This is a genomic window from Candidatus Margulisiibacteriota bacterium (assembly GCA_018822365.1).
GTDB lineage: Bacteria > Margulisbacteria > WOR-1 > O2-12-FULL-45-9 > XYB2-FULL-48-7 > XYB2-FULL-45-9.
This window is the reverse complement of sequence record JAHJKL010000060.1, coordinates 1-5,655: the sequence shown is the minus strand read 5'-3', so window position 1 is coordinate 5,655 and position 5,655 is coordinate 1. Positions and strand designations below refer to the sequence as shown.

The 5,655-nt window shown below is 50.8% G+C and carries 6 protein-coding genes; all 6 read left to right on the top strand.

What is annotated here, in order from left to right; all coding sequences use genetic code 11:
* Nucleotides 1-985, top strand: a 985-nt coding sequence (gene purF, locus KKF06_05235; protein MBU1617157.1) for an amidophosphoribosyltransferase, incomplete at its 5' end; no start/stop codon positions are given.
* A gap of 57 nt (nt 986-1,042) precedes the next feature.
* Nucleotides 1,043-1,237, top strand: coding sequence for a hypothetical protein (locus KKF06_05230; protein ID MBU1617156.1), 195 nt, complete (start codon nt 1,043-1,045; stop codon nt 1,235-1,237).
* Between the two features lie 11 nt (nt 1,238-1,248).
* Nucleotides 1,249-2,232: a phosphoribosylformylglycinamidine cyclo-ligase gene (gene purM / locus KKF06_05225; protein ID MBU1617155.1), complete on the top strand. Its 984-nt coding sequence runs from the start codon at nt 1,249-1,251 to the stop codon at nt 2,230-2,232.
* A gap of 24 nt (nt 2,233-2,256) precedes the next feature.
* Nucleotides 2,257-2,859 (top strand): phosphoribosylglycinamide formyltransferase, encoded by a 603-nt coding sequence (locus KKF06_05220; protein ID MBU1617154.1) that lies wholly within the window; start codon nt 2,257-2,259, stop codon nt 2,857-2,859.
* Nucleotides 2,856-4,448, top strand: a complete 1,593-nt coding sequence (gene purH / locus KKF06_05215) for a bifunctional phosphoribosylaminoimidazolecarboxamide formyltransferase/IMP cyclohydrolase (protein MBU1617153.1) — start codon at nt 2,856-2,858, stop codon at nt 4,446-4,448. The genes KKF06_05220 and purH overlap by 4 nt, the downstream gene beginning before the upstream one ends.
* Nucleotides 4,449-4,548: 100 nt before the next feature.
* Nucleotides 4,549-5,655 (top strand): hypothetical protein (locus KKF06_05210; GenBank protein ID MBU1617152.1); only part of this gene is annotated, 1,107 nt, incomplete at its 3' end.

Here is a 5,655-nt window from a genome sequence, read left to right as displayed (position 1 = left end):
GATCGCCGGGCTGATCGCCTCTTCGGATGAGAAGAGTTTTGAAGAGGCGATGCTGGCAACGATCAATAAATGCCGGGGGGCTTTTTCGGTGGTGGTCATGACCCTTGATAAACTTTACGGTTTCCGTGACCAGCAGGGGATGAGGCCGCTTTGCCTGGGTCGTCGCGGCGATTCCTACATTATCTCTTCGGAGACCTGCGGGCTGGACGTTATTGGGGCCGAATTTGTCCGCGAAATCAGCAACGGGGAGATGGTGGTCATTGACAAGAATGGTCTGCAGTCAAAGACCTGGTGTCGCGGTGAGCGTCCGGCTCTTTGCGTGTTCGAGTTTATCTATTTTGCCCGGCCGGACAGTTTGATCGATGGACGGAGCTTTCATGACGTCAGGGTCCACCTGGGAAAATATCTGGCCAAAGAGCAGCCGGCAGAGGCGGAAATGGTCATTGCCATTCCTGACTCCGGCATTCCGGCGGCGATCGGCTTTTCCAAAGAGACCAGGATCCCGTTTGCCGACGGCTTGATCAAGAACCGCTATATCGGGCGGACCTTTATCCAGCCGACCCAGAGCTTGCGGGAGATCGGGGTCAAGATGAAGCTCAATCCGATCCGTGACGCGATCCGCGGCCGGAAAATGGTCGTGATCGACGATTCGATCGTCCGGGGGACGACCTCGCGCCAGATCGTCAGATTGCTGCGTGACGCCGGCGCGCGGGAGATCCATTTCCGGGTCTCATCCCCTCCCATCACCTGTCCCTGTTTTTACGGGGTCGACATGGCGACCCGTTCCGAACTGATCGCCGCTAATCTGTCGATCGAAGGGATCCGCAAATATATTGAGGCCGACAGTTTGGGTTATTTGAGCATTCACAATTTGGTCAGAGCGGTCAATCTTCCCAAGGAGAGGCTTTGTCTGGCCTGTTTGAACGGTGAATACCCGGTCAAAGTACCGGAACGCCTGGAAAGTTTAAAACTTGTTTTCAAATAACCCCCATACCCATATTGACTATATGGATGTGGGAGCAAATTAAGGAGGTGACGGAAGGTGAGCGAACAGACTTTTCCTAAATGCGAGAAATGCGAAAAGGGGGTTTTGATCCCGCTGTCAGATTTTAGCAATAACGCGGTTTCCATCAAGTACAAGGCCTGGGCTTGTACAAATCAAGAGTGCCGGTTCTTCATTGTTCTGCGGGGCGGCGACGTATACTACGGAACAGCGACGGCGGAAGCGGCCAGATAAAGGGGTTTAAAATGATCACATATAAACAGGCTGGAGTCGATATTGAAGCCGGATATGAAGTTGTCCGCCGGATCAAAAAAGTAGCCAAAGGGATCGGCTCGTTCGGCGGGCTTTTTCCGTTCGGCAAGCAGTATTTGGTTGGCGCGACCGACGGAGTAGGGACCAAACTAAAACTGGCATTCATGCTTAATAAGCATGATACGATCGGTATTGACCTGGTAGCGATGAATGTTGATGACGTGGTAGCGATGGGGGCAAAACCTCTTTTTTTCCTTGATTATATCGGGGCCCAAAAAGTTGAACCGGGGGTGATCGAAAAGATCGTCAAGGGGATCGTTGAGGGATGCCGTCAATCTGGCGTAGAATTGGTTGGCGGAGAAACTGCCGAACTGCCCGATATGTACCACAAAGGGGAGTATGATCTGGCCGGCTTTGCGGTCGGAGTGGTCGACAAGAACAAGGTCATTAATGGTTCGACCATCAAAGAAGGGGACAGGATCATTGGGTTGGCGTCGTCTGGTTTGCACAGCAACGGTTATTCCTTGGCCCGTAAAGTGATTTTTGAAAAAGGGAATATTGGACCGGGCGATAAGATCGACGATTTTAACAAATCGATCGGCGAGGTCCTTTTGACCCCGACCAAGATCTATGCCGCGCTGATCCTGGAGCTGATGAAAAAGTTCACGCTCAAAGGGATCGCCCACATTACCGGCGGCGGTATTCCGGAAAATCTGGGACGGGTTATCCCGCCCAAAAGGCAGGCGGTTATTGAACTGAATTCCTGGGAAATACCCCGGATCTTTAAATTGATCAAGAAACTTGGCGAAGTTGACCATGCCGAAATGTACAAGACCTTTAATATGGGGATCGGGATGATCCTGGTCGTTCCGGCCAAGGAAGCCGACAAGCTTCTCCAATATCTGGCGAAGAAAAAGGAGAAGGCGTTCCTGATCGGTGAGATCTCGAAGGGGAACCAGGAAGTTATCATTATATAAGTCAGGGCGGGAGCTGTCGGGCAAATGCTTAAACTAGGAATTTTAATTTCAGGGCAGGGTTCTAACTTGCAGGCGATCATTGACGCCTGTGAGAGCGGCAAGGTCCCGGCCAAAATTGTGGTTGTCATCTCGAACAATCCCGATGCGTATGGATTGGAAAGAGCCAGAAAACACAATCTCCCCGCTGTGGCGATCGATCATCGGATTTATAGCGATCGGAACACTTACGAACTGGAGATCGTCAAAGTTCTCCAGCAACATGGAGTGGAACTGGTCTGCCTTGCCGGTTACATGAGGATAGTTGGCGAGGTCCTGCTGCGCCATTACCAGGGCAAAATGGTCAATATCCACCCTGCGCTTCTTCCTTCGTTTCCCGGCCTCCATGCCCAGCGTCAGGCGCTGGAACACGGCGTGCTGATCACCGGCTGCACCGTCCACTTTGTCGATGAAGGGTGTGATACCGGGCCGATCATTATTCAATCCGCCGTTCCGATCATGGAAAAAGATACCGAAGAGACCTTGTCGGAAAGGATCCTCCAGCAGGAACATGCCATTTATCCTGAAGCGATCAGGCTGATCGCCGAAGACAAGCTTAAAATTGAAGGGAGAAGAGTGAGATTGAAATGAAAAAGAAAAACCAGGGTCCAGGGGCCGGGGAAAAGAAACATAAAAGATACGCTTTAGTTTCGGTTTGGGAAAAGGCCGGTCTTGATAAATTTGCCAAAGAATTGACCGATCTTGGCTTTGCGCTGGTCTCGTCGGGCGGGACGGCTGAACACCTGAAAAAGGCAGGGCTAAAAGTTACAGAGGTTTCCTCTTTGACAAAATACCCGCATATGCTTGGCGGCCGGGTCAAAACCCTGCATCCGATCATTCACGGCGGGATCCTGGCCGACCGGACCAATCCGGAGCATCTGAAAGAACTGAAAAAGTTCAAGATCAACCCGTTTGACCTGGTCGTCTGTAACCTTTATCCGTTCGAGAAGGTCATCTCACGGAAAAAATTCACCCATGACGAAGCGATCGAAAATATCGATATTGGCGGACCTTCAATGGTTCGCGGAGCCGCGAAGAACTATAAGAATATCGGGATCGTTGTCGATCCGGCCGACTACGGAAAGATAATCGAAGAAATAAAGAAGGATGGTGCTCTTTCATTGGCTACCAAAGAGCTCCTGGCGTTTAAAGCCTATAAGCATACCGCGCAATACGACGCGCTTATTGTTCGGTATTTATCCGGTAAAGTTAAAGGGGAGGAGAAATTCCCAAAGGAGCTTTCTATCCAATTGGAAAAGGTCCAGGAGCTCCGTTATGGTGAAAACCCTCACCAACAGGCGGCGTTTTATCGTCAGAAAGGGGCCGGACGGGAAGGGGATCTGACCGGAGCCAAACAGCTTCACGGCAAAGAGCTTTCTTTCAATAATATCGTTGATATGGAATCGGCCTGGAGCGCCGCCAATTATTTTGTCGAACCGACAGTTTGCATCGTTAAGCACAGTAATCCCTGCGGTCTGGCCAAGGCCAAACAGCTGGCTGACGCTTATAAGCTTGCGTTGGCGTCCGACCCGGTCTCGGCCTTTGGCGGGATCATCGCGGCCAACCGCCGAATTGATGAAGCGACAGCCAAAGAGGTTGCCAAACTATTTGTGGAAGTGATCATTGCACCAGCGTATACTCCACAGGCGCTCGCGATCCTGAAAGAGAAAGCCAATGTCAGGATTATTGAGATGGGGATGAACGCGGTTAATAAACCATTTAAAGGATTTGATTATAAACGGGTCAGTGGCGGATTATTGGTCCAGGACCCGGATCTTGCCCAGTTGGCGGTTAACGAAGTTAAAATTGTGACCAAGCGCCAACCGTCGGTTGCTGAGCTTGATGATCTTTTCTTTGCCTGGGGGGCGGCTAAATATGTTAAATCGAACGCTATTGTTTTGGTCAAGGATGGGGCAACGGTTGGGGTAGGAGCGGGCCAGATGTCACGCATTGATTCCGCTGATATCGCAGTAAAAAAGGCTGGGGACAAAGCCAAGGGTTCAGTCCTGGCCTCTGACGCCTTCTTCCCTTTTGCCGATGTCGTTGAAGCAGCGGCTAAGCATGGGATTACGGCCATTATTCAGCCTGGCGGAGCGAAGCGCGACCAGGAATCGATCGACATGGCCGACAAAAATAAAATCGCCATGGTTTTTACCGGACGGAGACATTTTAGACATTAAGCTGATGCTCGGAAACCTGCGAATAAACTTCGCGGTTTCCTCGCGACAGAAAAACTGGAACCGCGGCGTTTAGCCGCAGGTTCCATTGGAGGAATTAATAGTGAAAAATATTTTAATTGTCAGTTGTTTTTTGTTGGTTGTTAGTTCAGCGCATGCCCAAACGATCCCGGTTACCACGACTATAAATTCGTCCAGCGGCGGGCCGACCACTCTTAATTCCAATATTGGCGGGGTAAGTATTAGTTATACCAAGGTTGGGACCAGGGACGTTATGTCTTTAACCTGGCGGCCGGATTTTAAGTACGGTTTTTGGTCGACCGGTTTTGACGTCAATGTTGCTCTGGGTGAGAATAAAACCGCCGATTATCAGAACATTGTTTTCCGTTATGTCGAATACGATGATGCCAAAAAGGGCCTTCGTTATGGGGTGCTGGATGGGGTGACGATTGGACATGGTTTGATAATGAAAAACTATACGACCCGCAAAGGACCGGCCATTATGCTCAATAACGACCAACTTGGTTTCAAAGGGTACCTGGACTTTGATCAATACGTTGTTCGCGGGATGGCGACTAAATCAAACCTTTATTATGCCAGGGTGGAAGAGCGGGTTAATCCAATGTTAACTCTGGGCCAGTACTATGTAACCGATACAACTGGTCGGAAAGTAGATCTTAGCGCCGGCGGGACTAAACAGCTTCCTCCTGTCTCAGCGATCGGGCTTGATGCCTTGATGCCTCTCCCCTGGAACTTTGAAGGTTACGCTGAAGCGGGCCAGCTTCTCAATCACGGCTCCGGGGTATCGGCCGGTCTCTCCTGGGCTTATGACCTGATGGTCGCTAACGCGTCATTCGGTGCCGAATATCGGGTCTTTGACAAGGGTTTTGTTCCCGGCTACTTTGGTTCGGAGTACGAGTTTAATCCGATCGATCTTTCTTCTGTGGAGGCGGTTGCCAAGCCGCGTAATGGTTTTCTGGCGCAATTTGGTTTGAACGCCATGGGCTTAGCTACCCTCGGAGTGGTTTATGAAAGCTATACCGACAGCAACTCCGCGCTTTCAGCCGATCTGACCGCGAAATTGAGCGACCAGGTTTCAGTTCGGGGGTATTACAGCCAACCGAATTTTGTTGATTTCCGCTCGCTCTCGTTGGAGCAGGGGGCGGTGATGGGGGCCGATGTCGCGTATAAGCTTAACGCGAATACCAGT

Excerpts from the sequence above, each read along its gene's own strand:
- KKF06_05220 (MBU1617154.1), top strand. The coding sequence starts at position 2,257 with ATGCTTAAACTAGGAATTTTAATTTCAGGGCAGGGTTCTAACTTGCAG.
- purM (MBU1617155.1), top strand. The coding sequence starts at position 1,249 with ATGATCACATATAAACAGGCTGGAGTCGATATTGAAGCCGGATATGAA.
- purH (MBU1617153.1), top strand. The coding sequence starts at position 2,856 with ATGAAAAAGAAAAACCAGGGTCCAGGGGCCGGGGAAAAGAAACATAAA.